18 protein-coding genes are annotated in these 23,851 nt (G+C 41.5%); 9 read left to right on the top strand and 9 right to left on the bottom strand.

Annotated elements, in window-relative coordinates:
• Nucleotides 1-36: 36 nt before the first annotated feature.
• Nucleotides 37-165 (bottom strand): hypothetical protein, encoded by a 129-nt coding sequence (locus HWQ44_RS07450; protein ID WP_292716941.1) that lies wholly within the window; start codon nucleotides 163-165, stop codon nucleotides 37-39.
• Nucleotides 166-373: 208 nt separating this feature from the next.
• Nucleotides 374-1,558 carry an NAD(P)H-quinone oxidoreductase subunit H gene (locus HWQ44_RS07445; RefSeq protein WP_012411270.1) on the bottom strand — a complete coding sequence of 395 codons (1,185 nt, stop codon included), beginning with the start codon at nucleotides 1,556-1,558 and terminating at the stop codon, nucleotides 374-376.
• Nucleotides 1,559-2,383: 825 nt separating this feature from the next.
• Here HWQ44_RS07445 and rsmH point away from each other — a divergent pair.
• The 4 genes from rsmH (at nucleotide 2,384) to HWQ44_RS07425 (ending at nucleotide 5,414) form a co-directional block, all read left to right on the top strand.
• Nucleotides 2,384-3,271 (top strand): 16S rRNA (cytosine(1402)-N(4))-methyltransferase RsmH, encoded by an 888-nt coding sequence (gene rsmH, locus HWQ44_RS07440; RefSeq protein WP_292716930.1) that lies wholly within the window; start codon nucleotides 2,384-2,386, stop codon nucleotides 3,269-3,271.
• A gap of 125 nt (nucleotides 3,272-3,396) precedes the next feature.
• Complete coding sequence (locus tag HWQ44_RS07435; RefSeq protein WP_292716928.1) at nucleotides 3,397-4,050, top strand: MotA/TolQ/ExbB proton channel family protein; 654 nt, start codon at nucleotides 3,397-3,399, stop codon at nucleotides 4,048-4,050.
• A 145-nt stretch (nucleotides 4,051-4,195) separates the two neighbouring features.
• Nucleotides 4,196-4,402 carry a glycogen debranching protein gene (locus HWQ44_RS07430; RefSeq protein ID WP_292716925.1) on the top strand — a complete coding sequence of 69 codons (207 nt, stop codon included), beginning with the start codon at nucleotides 4,196-4,198 and terminating at the stop codon, nucleotides 4,400-4,402.
• Between the two features lie 454 nt (nucleotides 4,403-4,856).
• Nucleotides 4,857-5,414, top strand: coding sequence for a methylmalonic aciduria and homocystinuria type D protein (locus HWQ44_RS07425; RefSeq protein ID WP_292716922.1), 558 nt, complete (start codon nucleotides 4,857-4,859; stop codon nucleotides 5,412-5,414).
• 61 nt (nucleotides 5,415-5,475) lie between these two features.
• On the opposite strand, the gene HWQ44_RS07420 is transcribed toward HWQ44_RS07425, so the two are convergent.
• The 7 genes from HWQ44_RS07420 to HWQ44_RS07390 form a co-directional block, all read right to left on the bottom strand.
• Entirely contained in the window at nucleotides 5,476-8,016 is a 2,541-nt protein-coding gene (locus HWQ44_RS07420; RefSeq protein WP_292716919.1) for an ABC transporter substrate-binding protein, read from the bottom strand.
• A gap of 29 nt (nucleotides 8,017-8,045) precedes the next feature.
• Nucleotides 8,046-8,423 carry a hypothetical protein gene (locus tag HWQ44_RS07415; RefSeq protein ID WP_292716916.1) on the bottom strand — a complete coding sequence of 126 codons (378 nt, stop codon included), beginning with the start codon at nucleotides 8,421-8,423 and terminating at the stop codon, nucleotides 8,046-8,048.
• Between the two features lie 276 nt (nucleotides 8,424-8,699).
• On the bottom strand, nucleotides 8,700-10,385 hold the full coding sequence (ilvD, locus tag HWQ44_RS07410) for a dihydroxy-acid dehydratase (RefSeq protein WP_292716913.1): 1,686 nt from the start codon (nucleotides 10,383-10,385) through the stop codon (nucleotides 8,700-8,702).
• Between the two features lie 233 nt (nucleotides 10,386-10,618).
• A complete protein-coding gene (locus HWQ44_RS07405) occupies nucleotides 10,619-12,259 on the bottom strand; it encodes a calcium-binding protein (RefSeq protein ID WP_292716910.1) in 1,641 nt (546 codons plus the stop codon).
• A 218-nt stretch (nucleotides 12,260-12,477) separates the two neighbouring features.
• A complete protein-coding gene (locus tag HWQ44_RS07400) occupies nucleotides 12,478-12,612 on the bottom strand; it encodes a hypothetical protein (RefSeq protein WP_292716907.1) in 135 nt (44 codons plus the stop codon).
• A 730-nt stretch (nucleotides 12,613-13,342) separates the two neighbouring features.
• On the bottom strand, nucleotides 13,343-15,979 hold the full coding sequence (locus HWQ44_RS07395) for a GAF domain-containing protein (RefSeq protein WP_292716905.1): 2,637 nt from the start codon (nucleotides 15,977-15,979) through the stop codon (nucleotides 13,343-13,345).
• Nucleotides 15,980-16,409: 430 nt separating this feature from the next.
• Nucleotides 16,410-19,532: an MFS transporter gene (locus HWQ44_RS07390; RefSeq protein ID WP_292716902.1), complete on the bottom strand. Its 3,123-nt coding sequence runs from the start codon at nucleotides 19,530-19,532 to the stop codon at nucleotides 16,410-16,412.
• A gap of 553 nt (nucleotides 19,533-20,085) precedes the next feature.
• Between HWQ44_RS07390 and HWQ44_RS07385 the strand changes: the two genes are divergently transcribed.
• The 5 genes from HWQ44_RS07385 to HWQ44_RS07365 all read left to right on the top strand — a co-directional run bounded on the left by HWQ44_RS07385 (nucleotide 20,086) and on the right by HWQ44_RS07365 (nucleotide 23,745).
• The gene (locus HWQ44_RS07385) at nucleotides 20,086-21,345 is read left to right on the top strand and encodes a general stress protein (protein WP_292716900.1); all 1,260 of its coding nucleotides are present in this window, start codon (nucleotides 20,086-20,088) and stop codon (nucleotides 21,343-21,345) included.
• Between the two features lie 138 nt (nucleotides 21,346-21,483).
• A complete protein-coding gene (locus HWQ44_RS07380) occupies nucleotides 21,484-21,945 on the top strand; it encodes a BON domain-containing protein (RefSeq protein WP_292716898.1) in 462 nt (153 codons plus the stop codon).
• A gap of 186 nt (nucleotides 21,946-22,131) precedes the next feature.
• Nucleotides 22,132-22,569 carry a CAAD domain-containing protein gene (locus tag HWQ44_RS07375; protein ID WP_292716895.1) on the top strand — a complete coding sequence of 146 codons (438 nt, stop codon included), beginning with the start codon at nucleotides 22,132-22,134 and terminating at the stop codon, nucleotides 22,567-22,569.
• A gap of 319 nt (nucleotides 22,570-22,888) precedes the next feature.
• Nucleotides 22,889-23,296 carry a hypothetical protein gene (locus tag HWQ44_RS07370; protein WP_292716892.1) on the top strand — a complete coding sequence of 136 codons (408 nt, stop codon included), beginning with the start codon at nucleotides 22,889-22,891 and terminating at the stop codon, nucleotides 23,294-23,296.
• A 254-nt stretch (nucleotides 23,297-23,550) separates the two neighbouring features.
• A complete protein-coding gene (locus HWQ44_RS07365; protein ID WP_292716890.1) occupies nucleotides 23,551-23,745 on the top strand; it encodes a hypothetical protein in 195 nt (64 codons plus the stop codon).
• The last annotated feature ends 106 nt before the right edge of the window (nucleotides 23,746-23,851 follow it).

The following is a 23,851-nucleotide window of genomic DNA, read 5'->3' as shown; positions in this document are numbered from 1 at the left end:
TCTCTCTCCGTATTATCTCGTACACTTTTTCAGAAATCAAATATGATTCCTATATCTGCTTGTATATTCTTGATAAATTGATTCTGCTCTTTGACGAAAAACTTTCTCTGTCTTAAATGCCTTATCATCTTGATTAGAAAAATGAGTTTCTTCTTCTGTTTCCACTTGCAGCGAATTAGTGGAGTCATCTTCGTGATTTTTCACGTAATCTGGAGAACCTCTCTCCTTTTAAGAGAAAGGTTTGGAGAGAGGTCAAAGTATATTCCATGCAATTTAGAATCACTACAATCGTCAATTTTGCCCAAAGCTAAAAAAATAGAGCAGTTGCACTGTAATACAACTGCTCTAAAAAGTACTTAGATAGATATTTACTCTACCTATCCACAGACCCCATAATTACGTCAACACTACCGAGAATCACCACAATATCTGCAACCTTCATCCCACGCAGTAAATGTGGAACAATTTGGAGATTGTTGAAATCTGCAGCGCGAATCTTCCAACGTGCAGGGAAGACATTATCATCGCCAACCAAATAAATTCCCAATTCACCTTTGCCACTTTCTACACGGGCATAGATTTCACCCTTGGGAATCTTGAAAGTGGGGGAAACTTTTTTGCCGATGAATTGGTAATCAAATGCGTCCCACTCAGATTTTTTACCTGCGGCTAAACGCTTGGCTTCCAGATTTTCGTAAGGGCCGCCAGGAAGTCCTTTAATTGCTTGGCGAATAATTTTCACAGATTCGCGCATTTCCCGCATCCGTACCACATAACGGGCAAAGCAATCACCGGCGGTTTCCCACTGCACATCCCAGTCGAAATCGTCGTAGCATTCGTAATGGTCAACTTTTCGCAAATCCCATTGCACGCCAGATGCGCGTAACATTGGGCCAGAAAGTCCCCAGTTAATTGCTTCTTCACGGGTGATAGTCCCAATACCCTCAACACGTCGCCGGAAGATGGGGTTATCGGTTACTAAGCGTTCGTACTCATCAACTTTGGGCAATAGGTAGTCGCAGAATTCTAGACACTTATCTACCCAACCATAAGGTAAATCGGCTGCTACTCCACCAACACGGAAGTAGTTATTATTCACCATCCGATAACCTGTGGCAGCTTCCCACAAATCATAAATCATCTCCCGTTCCCGGAACTGGTAGAAAAAGGGAGTTTGAGCGCCTACGTCAGCTAGGAAGGGGCCAAACCATAGCAAGTGGTTAGCGATGCGGTTCAACTCCAGCATGATGACGCGGATGTAGCTAGCGCGTTTGGGAACAGCGACACCTGCAAGCTTTTCTGGGGCGTTGACGGTTACAGCTTCGTTGAACATTCCCGCCGCGTAGTCCCAACGACTAACGTAAGGGACGTACATTACATTAGTGCGGTTCTCAGCAATTTTTTCCATTCCCCGGTGCAAATAGCCGATGACTGGTTCACAGTCAACGACATCCTCACCATCCAAAGTCATGATTAGCCGCAGAACCCCGTGCATTGAAGGGTGGTGTGGCCCCATGTTTAGCACCATCGGTTCAGTGCGGGTTTCTAGTCTGGTCATAGATTTCGTGTTCTCCGTTCGTGAAAATATTGAATTCAACCGCGCAGATGCCAACTAGACCCAATTTATCTTGTTTGTCAAGCCAAAGTAAGGGTTGTGGGAAGAGAGATTTGATTTGATGTTTAATTTTGTTGCACTTCTTCAACTATTATATGGAAGCTCGATATGCACTTAATTAAGGCATCGAATTTTTTTATCTCATTGTGCTGGGAGAATGGGGTAAAAGAAGATGCGTTTTCTCAATGATAACTATTGACTTCTGAGTTTCTACGTAAGCTATAGAGATATAGCGTCAGCTATATTACAGGTTTATGACGCTAATACATATTTATGACTTTCAATCAAGAGCGTTTTGATCGGCTAATTCAGAAGTTAGAAGTTTTTGCTAATAAACAACCGCATTTTTATAAATTGCATGTTGCTTTTTTGGCTACTTTGGGCTAAGCATATATATTTTTGGTTCCGATAACTCTAAACTTGTGAATAGCTTGTTACAGGAAAATGAATTGCCTGGTAATGTATTCATTTTTATTTTAAATAGCCATTTAAATATTGAGAAAAAATTAAAACGCATACCAAATACAATGATTTACCAGAAGAAAAATAAAAAATAGTCAACTTAAGCCCCAGCGAATGGAATTCGCGGCTACATAAACAAAGTCCGCCTGCGCGGACTAAAGAAAAATTGAGTATTTGAAACCCACGGAGGTGGGTAAAGTCTCGTGTAGACGCGGTTTCTAACCGCCCTTTTACTAGAAACACACAAAGACACAAACAAAAGAATAGATAATTAAAGTTGATCTGTGGTTTTTTGCCCTAAGTCTCATGAATCGTCAGCTAGCTCTTGAAGAACCGATATTTTCCCATCTACCAGTGTTACCGCAAGAAGTGATTGCAGGTCTAGCGGTATCTCCAGGAGGTCATTATCTTGATACGACTGTAGGCGGTGGTGGTCATAGTCGCCTAATCTTAGAAGCGGCGGCGGATGTGCGGGTAACGGCAATTGACCAAGATGAGGATGCTTTAGCAGCAGCGAGGAAAGAATTAGCAGAGTTTGGCGATCGCATACAATTTATTCATCGCAATTTTGCTGACTACGAGTTTCCCCCCAACACTTTCGATGGTATTTTAGCTGATTTGGGGGTAAGTTCTTACCATTTAGATAAAGCAGAAAGGGGTTTCAGCTTCCGTCAAGCTGCGAATTTGGATATGCGAATGGATCGAGGGCGATCGCTAACTGCTGCTGATGTGATTAATAATTGGGATGAAGCGGAATTAGCAGATATTTTCTTTAAGTACGGTGAGGAGAGATTATCGCGGCGCATTGCGAGACGCATTGTCGAACGGCGACCGTTACACACGACTACAGAATTGGCTGATGCGATCGCTTCTTCTGTTCCTCCCAAATACCGTTATGGGAGAATTCACCCGGCTACCCGTGTTTTTCAAGCTCTGCGAATTGTCGTCAACGATGAGTTAAAATCCCTAGAAACCTTTTTAGATAAAGCACCAAATGCCCTTGTCCCTAGTGGCAGAATTGTGATTATCAGTTTCCACAGCCTGGAAGACCGCCCGGTGAAGCATGGTTTAAGAAATTCACCTTTATTAAAGGTATTGACAAAGAAACCAATTATTGCCCAAGAAGAGGAAATTAGTAAGAATCCGCGATCGCGATCGGCCAAACTGAGGATAGCGGAGAAAAAGCAGGAGTGAGGTGAGATACAGATCGGAAAAATCTAGTTAAAACTTGCAGAGCAATTTCTTTTGAGAAATGATATCAAGTTCGCTCAAACAACGATCTGTTAATCTAGCGTTGTTGGAGAGTTAAAAAATAATAGATGGAAATTAATAATCTGTTTACAGCAGGTGGCGTGGTCATGTGGCCTCTGCTGGGGTTCTCCTTGTTAGGGGTGGCGCTGATTATCGAACGGATCATTTTTTGGGTAAGGATAAGTAATCGGCAAAATAAGGTTGTGCGAGAGGTGTTACAACTTTATCGTCTTGATAATGTAGTTGGCGCTTTAGAAAAATTGCAGAAAAATACTGATTTACCCATTGCTCGAATTTTTTTAGCCGCTTTAGAATTGGAGGAGCCGACACCAGAAGAATTTCGTTTAGCATTAGAAAGTGAAGCCCAAGGCGAAATCCCCTTGCTCAAGCGTTCCCAAAATATTTTTGAGACAATTATTGGTCTTGCGCCCCTGTTGGGGCTTCTCGGCACGGTATTAGGATTAATTAACTCTTTTGCCTCTCTGAATATTGGAGATGTGGGCGGTAGTAAAACAACAGGTGTAACATCTGGAATTAGTGAAGCTTTAGTATCCACAGCATCAGGATTGGTAGTGGCAATCTTTACACTTTTATTTGCCAATACCTTCCGAGGACTCTACCAGCGCCAGATTGCCTGGATTCAGGAATATGGTGGACAGTTAGAATTACTTTATCGCCGTCGCTATGAAAGAGGAGATAAATCATATCTGCCTAACAGATGAAGTGGAACTGGGTAATGTAAATTAGTAATCGGTAATTGGGATTAGTTCACTATTTGTTACCGATTTTGCTCTATAATTTTCGACTCTAATAGTATTCTAAAATGACGAATAGGTTTTTTCGCTACAGTTTTCGAGGGAATATTCCATGACTATTTGGGTAAATGAGCAAATTGATCCGTCTGGGATGATTCATGCCTGTATTGCCACTTGTAATGAATCTCAAGCTAAAGATTGTCATGATTCTTTTGAGAATAATTTGACCGAGACGCAAAAGGCAGCAGGTTGGGTGGCGCGATTGCGGACAGTGGATTCTTGGGATGAAGTGCCAGTGAATTCTTTAAAACTCAATTAATTGAGTGCTATTGAAAGTAGGCTAAGAGCTTAACTCTTTCCAAGCAGACAAGATTATCTTTATCTTTTCTGCTCACTTTTGAGAGAAACTTCGCAGTGCTTTGCCTCACAGAATGTCTATTTTGTAGTACTTTGCTGACAGTTAGACATTTTGGTTTTGACTACAAATCCTCTGAGATGCAGGTCATTTTTTGGGATTTTGATCGAACAGATTTCAGGAGCGTAGGCATAGCCCGCCGTAGATATCGCTATGTTTACCACACACTGCACCTATGCCAATGCCTTGAGAACAGGTTAATAAAGGATAAAATTCGGATTAAAATTATCAAATTATTAGCAACTACTTCCAAAAAAAGCAATATATTAGAGAAAAATGATGATTTTTTGGAACTTTTAAGAGTTATTATCTATACCGGAGATGAAATTAAAAAAATTGTATAAACTGAATCAATTTAGTGAACTATCCCAAGGTTTACACTTCGGAGCAAGCCTGTCCCATTAATTTAGTTGGTGAAACGGGACAAGCAGTTCAAATTTCAATTCATCCTCCCAGTCAATATATCTGTGCCAACTGCGAACGGATATTACCAGATTGGAAACGGCAGCCATTTTTACGAGTAGTGATTGTCTTACAGCAATCGCGTTATGAACTAGTGGAAAAGACGGCAGAAGTAGAGACAGAGAAAGAACGCCTACGAGAAAAGTTTATGCGATTTGGCTGCGATTTGGCATTTAATCTGCGCGATCGCGGCTATTTAACAGACCTAATCGACCCTCGTACAGGCTATCCTTTACTGTCCCATCCCGGAGCAATTCCTCACGATGACACAGCAGTTGTCAAAGCTTTGCTCAATTATCCAGTGATTAAAAATCAATGCCGTGTGCTAGTGCATCCCGAATGGGGTGCAGCAGTTTATCCTAGTATCTTGATATCAGAAGCTCCCCCAATTGTGATCGAATGGGTTACAAAAGGCATAGCATCCATGCATGGGTGGAAAGAAATTGATTATTAATTGGGCTTTGGAGCGCTCGTTTAATAATTAATTGCGATCGCTATTAACTAAAGCTGCAAAATTAAGGTTGAATTGGTACAAACTCATATTTATCAGTGCCAGGTATTTGTTGAATTTTGACTAAGAAGATGGTATTATCTTTGCGATCGCCTGATTGTAAAAACTGAATCTTTCCTGTAGCACCATCAACTGAAAAGCTTGGATCGTGCAAGGTTTGTTGTAGTCCCTTACGAGTGGTATTTATCTTTAAAGCTGCAATGATTGCCTTCGTTGCATCATAGCTTGTCGCCGTTCGCCAATTCACCGGAGCTTTCCACAATGACTTTGAATTATGGACAAAACTTGAATTGGGTTTACTATTAATATTCCAGGGAATTGCTACCACCATACCTTCAGCTTGCTTTCCCCAAGTTTCTAAAGTATTTTTGCTGTAAACGTTGTCTCCCCCAAGTACATTTAATCGTGACCTTTGTTGATTCTCTTGAACCACTTTCTGCGCTTTGTCCATTGTGATAGAATCCGGGACTAACATTAATATTTGTGCGCCTTGCCTAATTGCCTGTTCCACAGCAGTAGCGGCATTAAAATTATCCTTTGATAAGTCAAATTCCGGTTCCTTTAATACCTGTCCACCCTTTTTTTCAACAGCGCTAATAAACTCTTGCTTTAGTGATTCACTATAAGCGTTGCCAAAATTAAAGAAAACTGCTGCTTTTCTTTTCTGTAAAGTTGTTACCATGTACTTGGCTAATGCCTCTGCTGCGAATGTATCGCTGGGAACTGTACGAAAAATATAGGGGCTAAAATTAGAAATTTTAACAGAAGTGCTAGTAGGGGAAATAGCTACAAGTTCTCCGGAGTTATAGACTCTACCTGCTTCTTTTGTAACATCACTAGAAATATGCCCCACTACACCTAAGACTTCCTGATCTTGAACTAAGGATTTTGCGATTTTTGTAGCAGTGTATGAGTTTTCATAATCGTTAGCAATGGCCACCTGTAATAACTTGCCATTAATACCGCCACTGCTATTAACTTCATTTTGAACTTGAGCTACACCGCGCATTATCTCTTCTGCAGAACCTAGATTAGTACCAATGGGTATACTCACGGCAATTTTGAGCTTATCTCCTTTCTGACGAGCCTTAGTATTGTTCAAATAAATCAATGCCTCTGGGTCATTAGAATTACTTTTTTCAATAGATAATTTAAAATGTCTTAACGCTTCGTCATAATTGCCTGATGCGAATGCCTGAGTTCCAGCTTTTTTGCAAGAGTTGGTATCTCCTGGTTTTAAAATTTGCCCTCCATAACTAATCTCTAACTCTTTTGTTAAAGTATTTTGCATACCATTGTTTTGTACATTATTTTGACAAGGTTCAGTGTTAATACTAAAATATTTAGAAAGTTTACCTATGAAGAAACTTGAGATGATGCCTGTTCCAAAACATAGTATTGCTACGACAACCAATACTATAGATTGCGGAAACTTTTCCTTAACAGTCAGGGTTATAAATTTATCCTTTTTTTTTGTATTTTGTAGATTTGCAATTATGGGAGCTTCAATTAAGGCTATATCTTCATCTGTTAGTTGTAAAAGTCTTTGGAAGAGGATCAATTCATTGCGAGTCTGCTCAATTATAGGATTTTCTTGTTGAATCGCCTGAAGAAACGCTTCCTTGTATTGCTTCAATTTTCTCTGGTACTCTTTGTATGGTTTTAAACCTTCTTCTTCAAGTGCACTAGCTTTGTCAGGTTCTATCTCCAGGCGATTTTGTTGCTCATTTAATGCTAAACGTCCGATCTTGGAAATTTGACCATTACGTACCCAATATTTAACTATTCCAAGATAAATAGTCTCGCGGTTGTGAATAGGTGCTTTAGCCAGAACAATATTATAGCCTTCTTTAATTACCGCTTGGATCTGCGGCTTCATTTCAGTATTATTTTCTTGAACCTTTCTTTGAACATATTGATGCAACTCATCAACAGAAATAAAGCCATCGTTATTTTCATCGGCTTCACCAGTTTCAATTCCATGTACTAGATATTGAGTGTAAATAGATTCAAAAGAATACTGAGTTGAACTACTAGATGTAAGAACTACTCGACCCTCTCCACCTAATTGAATCTTCTGAAAATCTAGAAAAACTTCATCTTCACCTTTTCTATCTTTGGCAAAAGCTCCACTGAAGCAACAATCTAAAATTATTACTTGTCTTTTAGAACGGCTACGACTATCGTTAATGATGTCATGTACGGAATCTGCTGAAACTGTTGACGCTTTGATGAGTTCTCCCAGTTGGTTTTGACGGGTTATACGAGTTGCAAAGTAAAGCCTTCCACCATCATCCTTAATACCATGACCAGAAAAATAAAGTAGCACAAGGTCATCTTTTTGACGATTTGAAAATAAAGTCTCAATGGCTTCTTGCATCGCTACTGGCTCTGGATTTATTAGCGTTTTCACATCAAAACCCCCTATCTCTTGATCCTGCAAAACTCGTTGCATTGCTTCTACATCTTGCGTAGCCGCAGGCAAAGCCTTAAGATGCGGTGATTCATACTCACTGACTCCTATTAGCAGTGCTACTTTTGCCATTTAGTTATTTTTCCTTACTGATGAATTTCTTAGTTACCTGCGACAAACTTTTGTGCTTGCTCAATGGCGGCGGCTAATTCTTCCCGACTGCTAGCTTTCACCTTAAGTTTTTTGCCGTTGGCCTCAACTTCCAATTCAATGCTTTTGTTACCCAAGCGATCGCCCAAAAATCCCAGCAATTTCTTAAAATTGGCAAGGCTCACCTCTGTCTGCAACACCCCCACCAAAAAACCACCAACAGACTTGGCTCCTTCGGGTATTTCTGTAACTGCTACGAGTTCAGCACTTTCTACATCTAAGTCTTTGATTTCTCGCAGCAGATTCCGTGCTTCCCGTTCTTGCTCCTCTGCATCTAAGTCTGGATTAGCAAGAGCGATCGTCAGTTTGACGTTAGATTCAGAACTCATTTTGTGTCCTTTTGGGTTTTAAGCAGTTGACTGTCAATTAAATTTCCGTGATTTCTCTATTGACATCATATCCGCTATGTAAATTTCCTGAAACTTCTTCAAGATTTTTACAAAAACTCATAAAATTTAGGTAAAAATTACTAGAAATAAAAGTACTGCCTTTCTAGCTTCCAATAATCCACACACATATATGCTATATTCCGCACTGGGAATAAATTGGGAAACCTACACTGTACCGTCAGGTCAGTGTAGGTAGTTCACATCATGTCAGGTTAATCAAAACAAGTCTAAATCTGTCACAGCCCCAAGACTGCTAGAAGATACCAATTTGGCATATTTCGCCAACACGCCTTTAGTGTAACGTGGTGCAGGAGGTTGCCAATTAGCACGACGACGGGCTAATTCTTCTTCAGATATGTTCAACTGCAAGAGGCGTGCAGGTGCATCAATCGTAATACTATCGCCTTCTTCTACAAGCGCGATCGCACCACCAACTGCCGCTTCTGGGGCAACATGACCAACCACCATACCGTAAGTACCGCCAGAAAAGCGTCCGTCGGTAATTAATGCCACCGCATCACCCAAACCAGCCCCAATAATTGCTGAGGTGGGAGCCAACATTTCTCGCATCCCAGGACCGCCCTTAGGCCCTTCGTAGCGAATTATTAGAATATCACCAGCTTGAATCTTACCCGCCAAAATTGCATCTAAAGAGGCTTCTTCCGATTCAAACACCCGTGCGGGGCCAGTAATTACTGGTTTTTTTACCCCGGTAATTTTGGCGACAGCCCCTTCCGTCGCCAGATTACCTCTGAGGATGGCTAAATGTCCTTGGGCATACATCGGGTTATTCCAAGTCCGAATCACATCTTGATTGGCGGATGGTTCTTCTGGTATATCTGCTAATATCTCTGCAATTGTTTGACCGCTGATGGTGAGGCTATCACCGTGTAATAAGTCATGTGCAAGTAGCATCTTCATTACTTGGGGAATGCCACCAGCTTTGTGCAAATCTGTAGCTACATATTTACCACTTGGTTTTAAATCACACAAAACCGGAACACGGGCGCGGATAGTTTCAAAGTCATCCAGGGTTAACTCTACATTAGCAGCCCGGGCGATCGCTAAGAAATGCAACACTGCATTCGTCGAACCACCCACCGCCATAATTACAGAAATAGCATTCTCTATAGATTTGCGGGTGATAATTTGGCGGGGTAAGATTTGTTTGCGAATGGCTTCGACTAACACAAACGCTGATTTTTCCGTACTGTCGGCTTTTTCGGAATCTTCGGCTGCCATTGTCGAAGAATAGGGTAGACTCATTCCCAGGGCTTCAAATGCTGAAGACATGGTATTAGCTGTGAACATTCCCCCACAGGAACCAGCACCAGGACAAGCGCGACTTTCAACTTCTAATAATTCCTTTTCATCAATTTTTCCAGCACTGTATTGACCGACAGCTTCAAAAGAACTGACAACAGTTAAATCGCGTCCGTTGTAGTGACCGGGTTTAATAGTACCACCATAAACGAATATTGCAGGGATATTCATCCGCGCGATCGCTAACATTGCCCCTGGCATATTTTTATCACAACCGCCAATCGCCAGCACACCATCCATGCTTTGTCCAGTACAGGCGGTTTCAATGGAATCGGCAATGACTTCCCGCGACACTAAGGAATATTTCATCCCTTCAGTTCCCATCGAAATCCCGTCACTAATGGTAATCGTGCCGAACACTTGCGGCATCGCCCCGGCAGTTTTAATTCCAACCTCTGCCCTTTGTGCCAGTTGATTTATCCCCATATTACAGGGAGTAATCGTACTGTAACCATTGGCAATACCCACAATGGCTTTATTGAAATCTTCATCTTTAAAACCAACTGCCCGCAGCATAGCTCGATTAGGCGATCGCTGCACTCCTTGCGTCACAATTTGGCTTCTCAAATTCTCCGACATCTTTTTTCCTTCCCTGGCATCATCGCAACTGTTGCGATTGTATTACCTGATTTTCTCATGCATACGCGGCGCGATTGAACATGAGTAAGCATTGGTAATTTTCTGTAGTGCTGCGTTCAGCTAATTGCCATCAATAAAATACCCCATCCTGCGGGTGGGGTGGGGTTCTAGCAAGAATTAAGAGTGATTCATCTAATTGTGATATTAGACTGCGACTGTTAGATTCTCATTAATTAAACGATAATGTCGCTTGCTACTAATCCTGGTGCTCCTACGAGTTGAATCTCTAACTCGGTGAAAACATCAAAATCGGTGTTAGCTTGAAGAATGCCTCCGGAATAACGCACCTGACCGACATTGGAGAATGCAGCACTGCCAATGAAAGTGAAGGCTTGGTTGCCCGCGAAAATGGAGTTAGCATCAATGGTAGATAGATCGATTTGGTCACCTGCAAAGATCCCGTTTCCAGCGAAGTCAGTGATCACATCGCGTGCAAAACCAGGTTGACTCTCAGAAAGTGAGTTGAAATCGAAAATATCGTTACCCGCTCCTCCAGTCAGGCGATCAGTTCCACTACCACCAATGAGGCGATCGTTGCCACTACCACCGTTAATCGTATCGTTGCCATTATTACCGGATAATTGGTTATTTTGGTTGTCGCCAACAATAGAGTCATTTGCATTTGTGCCGATGACATTATCAAAGTTAACTACAGTAAATGGCAATGTTCCCAAAACAGGAACGTTATTGGCAGCCAAACTTTGGTTTTGTAGGTTAACGGTGATAAATACTCCAGGCAAAGATTGGGATGCATCTATGGTATTGTTGGCAACATTAGCATTAGCAATAATCTTCTCTACTTTAAAAAGTTGGTCTTGCCCCAATCCCCCAGCTTTTTGAATGGTTCCAACACCTGACAAGGTAATGCTTTGACCTAGTTGACTGTAGTCTGCGGTATCAATGCCATCTCCACCATTAATGCTGTCATTACCCTGACTGCCTTTGAATGTGTCACTGCCAGCACCGCCATTAATAGTATCGTTGCCACTACCGCCGTTAATAGTATCGTTGCCACCATTGCCATTGAGGACATTATTGCCGGAAGATCCGATAATCGTCTCACCACCTTGGCTACCCTCAACATTCTCAAAGTTACTGATAGTTTCAGTATTGGCACCACTAACGGAGGTTAAACCTGTTGCCAGATTGATGGTGACCACCCCTGAAGCGAAGGTGACACCTGAATAATCAATTGTGTCTATACCAGTTCCGCCATTATGGACATCGAAGTTCACAAAATCGTCATCAATGATGCGATCGTTGCCACTGCCTCCGTTGGTTGAGTCAGCCCCAGCGCCGCCGTTAATGGTATCGTTGCCACCATTGCCGTTGAGGACGTTGTTGCCGGAGGAGCCAATAATCGTCTCACCGCCTTGGCTACCCTCAACATTCTCGAAGTTAATGATGGTTTCAGTATTGCCACCACTGACAGAGGTTAAGCCTGTTGCCAGGTTGATGGTGACCACCCCTGAAGCGAAGGAGACACCTGAATAATCAATTGTGTCTACACCAGTTCCACCATTATGGAAATCGAAGTTCACAAAATCGTCATCAATGATGCGATCGTTGCCACTGCCTCCGTTGGTTGAGTCAGCCCCAGCACCACCATTGAGAGTATCATTGCCACCATTGCCGTTCAGAGTATCGTTGCCAGTACCCCCATTCAGGACATCGTTGGTACCAAGAGCATTGAGAATGTCGTTACCGCCGAATCCGTTGATGGTATCAGGACGATCTGGAAAAAATATGGGAGGAATTGGATCAAATACACCAGACAAAGTGTTATTAGCATTGTTACCGTTAATAGTTGCCATGATGAATTCTCCTTAATTTAAACGTAAAGGGCGTTGCATATTTGCGGGATGATTTTGCTAGTTTTGTGGGATGGGCATCTTGCCATCCCTTGTATTTCAAGCCTCTCGTGTCGCTCACTCTACAAGAATCATCCCTTGATTCAGCAACGCCACGTAAAGAAATCACCTCATCATTTCCTGGTCAGGAAATGATAAGGAAAAATGAATAGACATCTCAACTAAACCTGATTTAAATAGGTCTTTGCCGTCAAGTCTAAAAATTTGAGAATTACTGCATATATCAATATGTTGGCATCAAAACTTGTACCAGCAATCACCTTTTGTCCTTGTGCCTGATATCTTCGCTGATTCAAAGACTAGGCTGTTAGGACACCAATTCAGTAATCCTGGAAGAACCTCTCTCCCTGCCCTTTCCTACGAGGAGAGGGGAGTTTAGCTCCCCCTTCCCTTGAAGGGAAGGGGGCTGAGGGGTTAGGTTTTTGATTACTGAATCGATGCTCTAGACAAGAAGCAGATTTTTTTGGATATACTTGTCAGTGTTTTGAGACGTTTTTAATCTATATCGAAATCACAAGATTGTGATAGTACCCCTCAGGGTACTTTGTTTTATCTATCGAAAAACTTACTAAAACAAAAACTTTTGCGATCGCCATAATTCAGTAGCCACGATCAACTACGTACACCATAACATATAAAAATCGATAATTAAAGATGCATGGTGTTCCACAGTCGTCGTTGCTACCTAGTATGCAAAAGCCTGTTCAGCAGCCAAAAGAAGATACTTTTAAGTAGTATTGTTGCTTCTAAACAAGCAAAGCACTGAACCAAAACCATAGTCAATGTGTATCCTATAATACGTATAATCCCTCAAAAAAAGCTTAACAAGTAACTCATCCCCCGGCTTGAAGCGGTGTAGAAATCGAAGTCATTAGTACGTTTTTCACGATTTTTGTCCACTCAGCACTAATGACTATTGAGCCAGACAGCGATTGGCGATTCATCCCATCCCTAAAAAAAATAAGCTCACTCGCCGTCTTTATTGTAAAAAGTAAATTGAATTTTTATCAGCGACTTACCCTGAGATTATTGTTTGCTCAAGAAGTCTTTAATAGCGTGTAATAATTGATGAAAAGTGTAAGGCTTTCTTAAAAATATATTGACGCCAAGGTTAGCAGCTTCAACCATCTGACTGTCAGTAACAGTGCCACTGATACCCATAATCTTGACTTGTGGATTCATTTGTTGCATGATGCCAATGGCAGTCAACCCATCCATTGATGGCATCATCATATCCATTAGCACCATGCTGATTTGATTTTTATACTGGGCGTACAATGAGATTGCCTCTATGCCGTTAATAGCTGTTAGAGTTTCGTAGTTGTGGTCTTCGAGCAAAGTTTTACTAATTTCTAGGATAGCGGCTTCATCATCTACAACTAGAATCAATTCTCCGTTGCCATTGGGCAATTCCAAGTTCTCTGCTTGCTGCTTTGTACTTTTGTTCATAGCTGGTAGATACACTTGGAATTGGGAACCTTTACCTACCTCACTAGACACTTTCACAAAACCATTGTGGTTTTTGACAATCCCAATCACAGTTGACAAACCTAAACCAGTGCCTTTTCCTGGTTCTTTGGTTGTGAAAAATGGTTCAAACATTCGCTCCAAAATTAGTGGAGAAATTCCAAATCCTGTATCTGAAATAGTTATGACTATATATGGGCCCACTTGAGCATTTAGATTCATTTTGGCAAAGTTTTCATCAACTAATAAATTATCCGCAGACATACATAATGTGCCACCCTTGGGCATAGCATCACGAGCATTGACGCACAAATTCATTAACACCTGATGAATTTGAGTAGGATCTGCCAAGATAGTCCAGAGTTGATGTCTAGGTAGATGATTGATAATTTCGATCGATTTGGGGAATGTACTTTTGACAATTTGATTAATTTCTAGCAGTAGGTGTTCTATTTGTAAAGAAATACCGTTGCCTTCAGACCTACGAGAAAAAGTCAGAATTTGCTTGACCAAATCTGCTGCACGTTTAGAGTTATGTTCGAGAAGCTTCAACAGTTGCTGATTCCCTGCATCCAGATTAGGAAGTTTGAGCGCTAACATTTCCACTGAGGAAAGAATGGGCGTCAGGATATTGTTGAGGTCGTGAGCAATACCACTTGCCAATGTGCCAAGGCTCTCTAAGCGTTGGGCACGCAGAAATTGGGCAAGGAGTTGTTTTTTCTCTGTGATGTCGGTGTCAACGGAGAGGATGGATTTGGGTTGCTCTGCTTCATCACGCATCAGTGTCCATCGGCTTTCCACGATAATTTCTTTGCCACACTTTGTCACTTTATGTAACTCACCTTGCCATAAACCACAGTCAGTAACATTTGTTAAAGCTGCTTGCAATTGCTGTGAGCTTTCTTTGCACAGCAGTTCCTCCAGGTTTTTTCCTAAAGCCTCGTGAGCTTCCCAACCATAAAGACGTTCTGCACCTTGATTCCAGAATAAAATTTGGTTTTGGAAATTTCGCACAACGATCGCATCAGAAGCGATATCTAGTAGAGCTGCTTGTTCGCGAATTTTCTGTTCTGCCCACTTGCGCTCAATGGTCGTAGCTAATACATTAGCGATCGCCTGCAAAAAGTGGATATCATTTTGGGTAAACTCTCGGTGTCTAGTTGTATGTGCGCCTAAGACACCAAAAGGTTGTTTTTGACCCTGAATGATCACACTAATGCCACTGATCACCGAGTGGCTAATCAATAACGGTGGCCCTTGAAACCGCGTTTCTTTGCGAAGGTCACAAACAATTACTGGCTCATGGGAAAGTAGTGTATAGGATGCCTGAGTCTCATTCCCTGTACCTAATTCTAAGCTAAAATTTCCCACCAGCCCTGACTGCCAACCAACTCCCGATCGCAACAACAAGGTGTTTCTATCTGGAAGCAGTTCTAAAACCTTACTGTATTCCACCTCAAGGCTTTGAGTAATCAGAACAACAGCTTCGTCCATTAATGCGTAAAGGTCTAGATTAGCCAGAGCTAATTGACCCAGTTTAGCCACAGCTGCCTGCTGGCGCACACGTCCTCTTAAACCAGATTCCACTCGCTTGCGTTCAACGAGTTCAGTTTGTACCTGTTCATACAGTTGAGATTGCTGGATGGCAATACCTACCTGTATTGCCAATTGTTTGAGTAAATCGATTTCCCACATTTGCCACTGGCGGGGTGCTGCACACTGGTTGGCAACTAATAATCCCCACAATTTTTTTCCTTGCAAGATGGGGACTGCCAAGTTCGCCCTGACCTGAAACTGAGTAAGTAAATCGCAATGGCATTCAGTCAGACCTGCTGTATAAATATCTGTGACAGCTTGGATGCGCCCCTGTCTGTACTCCTCACCGTGAGTTTCCATGAAATACCTGTCTTTGACTTGGGTATGCAGAGCCGAAATCCAATTTTCATCAACAGACTCTACCACCACCACCCCGCTATAGTCTGGTTCAAACTGATACATGAAGACTCGATCTACTTGCAAGAACTGACGGACTTCAATGACGGTGGTATTGAGAACCTTGTCCAAATTCAAACTCTGGCGGATGCGCTGGGCAATTGCTATCACCAGTTGCTGCCATTGAATTTGCTGTTGTAGTGCTTCCTCTGCTTGCTTACACTCTGTGAGGTGACACACTGAATTAAACTCATCATTGTTCATCTGTAATATGCCTGATCTAATCCATGAGGTTGTCAATATCTGGTGACTGTTGCTTATACCTACCGACTATTGCCTATAGCCCATACTTTGTGGGAATAAATTATAGATATAGTTAAAACTATCTGATGACGAGAGGATCTAAATTTGACGGCGGTTGTTATTTTTATAGTTCTTCCTTAAGAGGTGTGCCGATTCAACATATCGTTTCCTTTATTGCAGCATAAATTATCATTTGTAACAACTTTCGGAAACTGTATGTATGTTGAGTTAGTGAGTGAAATAAGGTGTTCAATCTGGCTTTGACAGAGTTTTTACTCTGTTTTGACCACTAGGGATTAGATTAAACCTTACTTATAAAAAAAGTGGTATTCATTTGTATAAATTGAATACCACTTTGTATTTATTAAAAATTTTCGATGACGGTGATATTTTACCCAGGGAAAGTTATCCCAGTCACTGCGATCGCACCAGCGATCGCACTGGCTGCGAGGGAAGTGATCGCTGTCCCAAATATCCACCAAGCAGCATTTGCAACGGTTTTTTTGCTTTCTTCAGCTTGCTTTTTAGCTTGATCTTGGATTGCTTTCAGGCGTTTTTGGGTTTCTTTCTGGATGCGTTCGGCTCGTTGCAGTACGCCATCCCGCGCCGCTTCTATTTGGTTGATAATTCGGTTAGCATCCGCCTCAGAAATATCTTCACGAGAACTGATGACAGCAACTAGGGTGTCACGATCAAATTGACTGAGGCGATCGCGCAATGCTTCAAATCCAGCTTGCGGATCGTCGAACACTTTCGCAAAGTCTTGCTTAATCCCTTCATAGTTGAGTTCCGAACGATCCAGGGAGTTGAGATAGTTGCGAACTTTGGCAAAAACCCCATCTAGTACTGATTGCACCCTCTCCTGAATCTGCTGAAATTGTTCGACAATGGAACTACGAACCGACTCAATTTGATCGACAATTCGGTTAGCTTCCTCTTCTGAGATATCCTCCCGTTGGGATAATAGGGCCACAATTGTCGAACGGTCAAATTTCGAGGCGCGATCGCTTAAATTGCCAATTCCAGCGCGGGGAGAAGACAGTAGCAATTGCAAATCGCGTTTGATTCCTTCGGGGTTGAGTTCTTCTTTTTCGGTATTACGCAGGTATTCTTCCAGATTGGCTTCAAAATCTACAGCTACTTGAGTAGTACGCTTGGCCAAACGTCGTGGCGCTCTGAGGATATCACCGATCGCATCTTGGCCGCGATCAATGATCTGATTAACCTGCTCTTGGCTCAAGTCTCCGCGCTGACTTACGAGTTTAACCAAGGTTTCTCGATCGACATGAGATAAGCGATCGCGCAATGCTAAGGTTCCGGCTTTGGGATCGTCGAGTAATTTTTCTAAATCGCCTCTGATCCCTTCTGGATCAAGTTCTTCCAAGTTGGTATTGCGAAGATATTCTGCGATCGCTTTTGTAGTTTTTTCGTACTGTTCCTTTGCTTGTTGCGGTACTTGCAAAATACTATCTCGGACTGCTTCGAGCTGATCGAGAACTTGGTTTACCTGTTCTTCGCTCAAATCTTGACGCTGACTGAGCAATTGTACCAATGTATCGCGGTCAAATTGCGATAGGCGCGAAGTCAAAAGGCTAATTCCAGCTTGCGGATCGTCTAGCAGAACTCTAAACTCACGTTTAATACCTTCGGGATTGAGTTCGTCTTTGTTAGTATTCCGCAAATAGTCTTCAACTCTTTGGCGCAGTTCATCAGCTTTCGCTTTTGCTTGTTCTTGCAGTTCTCTAGCACGATTCAAGAGATTATCGCGGTTGCGTTCGAGTTGACTAACAATATTATTAGCTTCCTCTTCGCTGATATCTTGACGCTGTTGGAGCAATTGCACAAAAGTATCGCGGTCAAATTGTCCGAAGCGGCTACTTAAATCTTCAAAGCCAGCTTTTGGATCTTCCAGCAACTTGCTAAAGTCCCGTTCGATACCTTCCGGGTTAAGTTCTTCTTTCCCAGTTGAACGGAGATAATCTTCGATACGGCTGCGAAAATCTTGCCCTTTTTCTCGCGATTGAGCCTGTTTTACAGTTTCTAAAACTTCCAGGCGATCGCTTTCCATTTGTTCGGCAATTTCTTTCACCCTGGCTTCACTGAGATCCTCTCGCTGTTTCAGCAAGTTGGTAAAATATTCTTGATTGATTTCTTCCAACTCCCGTCTTACAGTTGTCGGATCTGCATTTACGTCATAGATGACTTCTTTAAATTCATCTATTAAGGTAATTCGGTTAAAATGCCAAGGAAACGAATGCAATATGTAGTCTTCTACATCTGCCTTAATCGCGTTTTCAAGTGATATTGGCAATTTTGCAGATACTTGCTCAGTTGCTTGTTCTCTCAGTTTTTGAAGTTCTTCTGTAATTTGATCGACATCAACATCTTGAACTTTTTCTTTCAGTTTTTGCAACTGAGTTGTAATTTTGTTGACATCTATATTGGAAAGGTTTACCCGTTCCAGCACGGCTGGGACAGCGGCGCTTAAGCCATATCGTACAGCTTGCTTGATTACACCATTGCCATTACCACCGCCAACTGTAACTAATTTTTGAAGTCGTTCACCTAATTGCTCGGAATTGAGTTCTTCAGGAGTGGCAGACTTGAGCAAATTAATTACTTGTTCTGTAGGATTTTTGCGATTCAAAGCTTGTTGCCAAGCTCCTTCAAATTGGTCAGCAATGCCATTGATATCTTCTTTAGATAAATCGGCGCGGCTGCTGATTAAATCAACAAAGGTTTGACGGTTGATATTTTGTAAAAGGTCGCTGTTAGCAACAGATTGTAAATCTGTATCTTTAAGAAGCTGGTCAAATTGACTCCGAATTTCTTTGATATCCAGTTTTGGTAATTGCAGAGAGCCTAAAGAACTTTGGAGCGTATTTTTAATCCCTTCAGCATCAAAACCGGAAGTTAATTCCCGCCGGACTGCGGCTGTAATATCTTCAGCAGTAGAAACTAACTGTTTTTTCGCAGTATTAGCACCGATGCCAGCAGTTGCTGTACCCATCAGAGCTTGAAACCCTGAAGTGACAGTATTAGCGATAGAACCAATTAAAGAACCTAATGCCGAGGAACCCAACCAAATTACCAGTGAGAAATAAGTAGACCAGATGACTACACCGATAATTGCTCCTAAAAATGCACTTTCGATTAAGCTAAGTTTTACTGCTAGAAAAGAAGCAATAAATAATGCAATGCTAGCGGTTATCAATACCCAAGCACCAATTTTACCTTGAACTTTACGAATTGTTCTACCCAAACTTTCCGATTCATCATTAGAATCCGAGTCAATTTCCCAAGATGAAATTCCTATAGCAACTGAAAAGTTTGTGAATAACAATTGAAAAGCAAATGCCATCGAAACTCCAGCCAACAATGCCACCAAGAATTTAGGCCCAGAAAAAAGAACTGATCCTTGTTCTGGAGTTAGTATTTCTTGAGCTAAAGTTATCGGCGCTAATCCAAAAGGTAGCCAGTTCCATCCCAAAATAGTTAAAAAACCTTGAAACATAGAATTTTCTCACTTGCACTCAATTAAATACCCATTTATAAAATGGCTTATTTATCAGCCTAATTATTAGTTATATAGGCTGGCACTTTCTTAGGTAATAGGTTTCTTTGCCAAAAGTCGTATTTTAAAAGATAAACATTTTTATTGCTTTCATAAAAAATGCATATTTAGTAATCTAACCACATTATTTTTTACCCAAGAAAATATTATTAAATAAAAATAAATTTTATAAAAATGTATCTCTGGATATAGCAGATTATAAACGGGTGAGTTAAAGTATCTGGCGGTGGAAAAAATATATTTTGGGATCATTTTTTAGCGAATCAGCGAAAAATTTTATCAGTAGAATAACTAGTGTCTAAACCTTTATTAAATAATTCATATTTTATACTCAAAATTTATTTACTCATTTAGATAAAAACACCTATGTCTAATGATAGAGATAAAAATTATTCCAAGCGATTGATGAAAAAAAAATACAAACATGTATTAATAAGGGTTATTACAAACTATAAATTTGTGAATAATTTAATTTTGCTGAGGAGAGAAAGTAATGGTTGTAGGTGTACATAAACGGGCTGTAGGCGTATTTTCTAACCGTCGAGATGTTGAACATGCGCTACATGAATTGAAAAAGGTCGGCTTTGACATGAACAGAGTCTCTGTGATTACGCAGGATGGAGACAAAGATAATATTGCTGGAGCTGAAGTGAGCGATCGCGTCGGCGATAAATCTGACGAAGGTGCTAAAGTCGGAGCAGCTACAGGTGGTGCTTTGGGTGGATTAACTGGCTTATTAGTCGGTCTTGGTACTTTAGCAATTCCTGGAATTGGGCCAATTATGCTGGCTGGAGCCGCAGCAACTACTCTAGCGACAACTCTGGCTGGTGCAGGTATTGGTGCAGTAGCTGGTAGTTTGCTTGGTGCATTAATTGGTTTGGGAATTCCTGAAGAACGAGCTAGAGTTTACGACGAACGTGTAAGACGAGGACACTATTTAGTTATCCTCGATGGCACAGATACAGAAATCCTCAGAGCAGAAGGAATTTTAAATAGTCAGGGTGTGGAAGAATTTGGTATTTACGACCACCCAGATGCTACAAATGCAACCGGTTATGTCGCTCCAACTCCCACTGCGGGTCATAGTGGTGTTGCTAGACGCGCGATCGGAGTGTTTTCTCATCGTCGAGATGCAGAAGCAGCACTTACAGAATTACGAGATGCAGGTTTTCCCTTAAGCACAGTCTCCATCATTGCTAAGGATACAAACGGTCAAGGGATCGCTGGTGTAGATGTAGACAGAAATGTTGGTACAGGTAATAAAGCAGACGATGGCGCAAAAACTGGAGCAGCTACAGGCGGTGTTCTAGGTGGCTTGACTGGCTTATTAGTTGGTCTGGGAACTTTAGCAATTCCTGGAGTCGGGCCTGTGATTGCAGGTGGCGCAGTAGCAACAGCTTTGGCCACAACATTAGCTGGTGGTGCGATCGGCGCAGCCGCTGGAAGCATTGTTGGTGCACTCGTTGGCTTGGGAATTCCTGAAGACAAGGCACGAGTATATAATGAACGCTTCCAAAAAGGCGACTACTTAGTAATTATTGATGGTACGGAAGCTGAAATCCACCAAGCTGAAACTATTCTCAAACGTCGAGGAATTGAAGAATTTGCTATCTATGATTCCACTGAAATTAGTGAACATCGCCCAGGTTTCGAGCGAGGAACGCATCGCAGCGATCGCACCAATTACCCAACAGAGCCTGATATAAACGATCCTGCCGTAGTTATTGTTGATCGGCGTGATGAAACACTTTAAGCTAAAGTAGTTATCACTCACACTAATTCTACAAAATTGTAGGAGCAAGAAATTGAAACCTTTGCTCCTGACTAAAAAACTTGCTCCTCACTGTTGCCGTAAATATCAACAAATTTAACTTTCCGATTCCGAATTCATATGCAAAAGCTAACTCCTTTGTTAATTAGTGGCCTTTTAGTTTTTGGTGTTGCTGCTTGTGATAACGCTTCTAAAACAAGTGAATCTGCACCCAATAATCCTAATGAAGCCCCCCAAACCCCGACTGCACAAACAACACAAGCTTCTCAACAAGACGCACAAAGTGAAGTTCGCAGAAAACAAGCTAATTCAGATATTCGCGCCCGCGAACAGCGCAATAATACCACTGGTGGCGATACACAACGAGCCAAAGGTGACCTAGCAAGTGAAGTTCGCTCCAAGTTGGAGGTTAACATCCCTAAGAGCCAACTAACAGTTAATGCCGCAGATAATGGGACTGTCACTGTCTCAGGAACTGTCAGCAATCAACAGGAGTTGGCTAAAATTGAAAAATTAGCTAAGGAAATTAAAGGCGTCAAAACTGTAGTTGTTAAAGCAACTGTTGCCCCACCAAAAAGCTAAGTCAGCTAACACAAAATCAAAGTGAGTAGGTAGGCAGAAATAAATTAAGATGCTCCTGCTCAGTCCTAGTGGTCAGTCATACTTATTACTGACCACTAATAATTGAAAACTGACAACCTTAATAATTATATCTATTGATTCTCAGTTCATTTATACAAGCTCTTGTAGTCACCAAAAATAAAAACTATGGAAACCGCCGAACAACAGCAACGTGAATCCATCAATGCTTCCTTATCACAAGGGACTCTAGCGCTTGAAGGTGCTGATACTACAAACTTGCCAAAGTTACCACCAGCACCTGAACCGGAATCTCAATGGCAGCACATTAGCAGACAAATTTCTGAATTCTTGGAGCAACTGCCCCAATACCTCAGTAGCTTTTTTCAGGACTATAAGCAGCCTCTAATAACCGTTGCTTTAATTTTGGCAGCGATTGTTACAGCCAAGGTAGTACTAGCAGTACTGTATGCAATCAATCATACTCCACTACTATCACCCCTCTTTGAGTTAGTTGGAATTACTTACACCAGTTGGTTTATTTTCCGTTATCTACTGAAGGCTTCAACAAGGCAAGAATTAGCGGATGAAATTCAATTACTGAAAAACCAATTTGTGGGCGAGTAAGTTTCAAAATGATTAAGCTAGCTCTATGATTCATAATCTCCGATTTCTTAGAGAAATCGGAGATTATGAATCATAAATAATTTAAGATTGCTATATATTCATTAGTGTGTATTTAGCCAAAATATTTATTCTACTAAAATTGCGTAAATCTCAAGTATCAAGATGAACTTAATCTTAGTGCTGTGGATACATCCAAAGATGGAGTAAATCAATGTATTTTTGCACTTAAATCACTTCTAAAGATAGTAGCTGGGAGATGAGAAACAGCCTAATCTAGTTTTGAAGTTATTTAATAGATTCTTTAACGAGGACATAAATTATGGCTAATGAAGCAGTTAATAAAGGTATAGATTCATCCGATCGAGCTGAAGCCGATACATACGATCGCGGCATTATCCCCGCTGAAACCGCTGCTCGAATGGAGAGAGAAGGAGATAAGTACAAAACACGCCCTACAGAAGAAAGGGAGGCAGATGCACCTACCGACGATCAAACTGATCCGGGAAGTGTCCGCACTACTGACGGCTATACTGTGGACAAAGAAGGTTTGTTGAATAACTATGCAGTTGAACCGGAAATGTACTACGAAGAACCGGGTGATGCACGTCAACAAGCAGCAGAAGATGCCGCAGAACGCGTTGAAGAACTTGGAGAAGTGAATCAGGACGAAGAAGGCAAGTTAACAGAAAAGGGTGACAACCGAGGTAGAGGGCCAGGAGTAATTTAATTAATAACTTCCTCGTGCTGGGTGCAATTACACGTAAAAAGGCTAAATAAGTGGTTTTTAGAGACGCAATAATTGCGTCTCTAGTTTTTTTATGGGCGAAACTCTTGTAGAGAAGTTATGGCAAAGTGCTGAGTGCTGAGTATAGACCCAGTTGCTTCAAGGCTTTGAGCAATCAACACTGTCCTAACATATCTGACTACAGCTATATAACTAATTAGCCGGATATCATATTACATACAACGTCTCTACATTCATTGTCAGTCGATACAATCGAATTGTTAGTCGATACAATGGCATTGTCAGTCGATACAATCGAATTGTTAGTCGATACAAGGGCATTGTTAGCCAATACAATCGAATTGTTAGTCGATACAATGGCATTGTTAGCCAATACAATCGCATTGTCAGTCGATACAATGGCATTGTTAGCCAATACAATCGCATTGTAGGTCAAGACACTTGTGTGTATACCGTAGGCAAACTCTTAGGAAAGACAAAGCGTGGCTTTGGCTCTTTGAGATTATACTTTAATAAGTAATCAAACGGACATGACAT

It is taken from the genome of Nostoc sp. JL34, from assembly GCF_017114945.1.
Taxonomy (GTDB): Bacteria; Cyanobacteriota; Cyanobacteriia; order Cyanobacteriales; family Nostocaceae; genus Nostoc.
This window is presented reverse-complemented; position numbering and strand designations above follow the sequence as displayed.